The organism is Streptomyces sp. adm13(2018) (assembly GCF_008042145.1).
In the GTDB taxonomy this organism is placed as follows: domain Bacteria; phylum Actinomycetota; class Actinomycetes; order Streptomycetales; family Streptomycetaceae; genus Streptomyces.
Map to the genome: position 1 here is coordinate 1 of NZ_RDBH01000128.1, position 915 is coordinate 915.

A 915-nucleotide genomic window follows, 5' to 3' on the forward strand; every position below is an offset into this window, starting at 1 on the left:
GGGGACCCGCCGGCGGCACCCGCCGCCGGCGGCGCGGCCCGCGCACCTGGCTCGCCGCCCTCCCCCTCCTCGCCTTCACCGGACTGTGCTTCGGCCTCCCGCTCGGAGCCCTCCTGTACGGCGCCGTGACCCGCACCGACCCCGGCACCGGCGCCACCGCCCTGACCGGCGAGCACCTGAGCCGCTCCCTCCAGGGCCCCTACCTGGGCTCGCTCGTCGGCAGCGTGCAGCTCTCCGCCCTCACGGCCCTCATCGCCTCCGTCCTCGGCGTCCTCATCGCCCAGGCGGTCGTCACCTCCCGCTCCCGCGCCCTGCGCGACGCCGTGCAGACCGCCTCCGGCGTCCTCGCCAACTTCGGCGGCGTCCCCCTCGCGTTCGCGTTCATCGCGACCGTCGGCATCTCCGGCGTCGTCACCCGGCTCGCCGACCTGACCAGCCTCGGCTGGAACCTGTACTCCTTCACCGGACTCACCGTGGTCTACCTGTACTTCCTCGTCCCGCTCATGGTCCTGGTGATCCTCCCCGCGCTCGACGGCCTGCGCCCCCAGTGGCGCGAGGCCGCGCAGAACGCGGGCGCCGGCGGATGGCAGTACTGGCGACACGTCGGCATCCCCGTCCTCGCGCCCTCCCTGCTCGGCGGGTTCGTGCTGCTCTTCGGCAGCGCGTTCGCCGCGCACGCCACCGCGGCCGCACTGGTGGGCGGCTCCGTCCCGCTGGTCACCCTCAAGATCGCGGACGCGCTCTCCGGGAACGTGCTCGTCGGCCAGGAGAACGTCGCGCTCGCCCTCGGCCTCGACATGATCCTCGTCGCCGGGCTCGTCATGGCCGTCCAACTCCCCCTCCAGCGCAGGAGCGCCCGATGGCTTCGATGACCCCCACCGTCCGGGAGGCCGCACCGCAGCCCGGCGCCGCCCC

Annotated in this window: 1 protein-coding gene; it reads left to right on the top strand. The window is 74.8% G+C overall.

Annotation, left to right across the window (positions count from 1 at the left end):
• Positions 1-872: ABC transporter permease (locus EAO70_RS16675; protein WP_148003766.1), on the top strand; the 872-nt coding region annotated here is incomplete at its 5' end.
• Between the last annotated feature and the right edge of the window lie 43 nt (positions 873-915).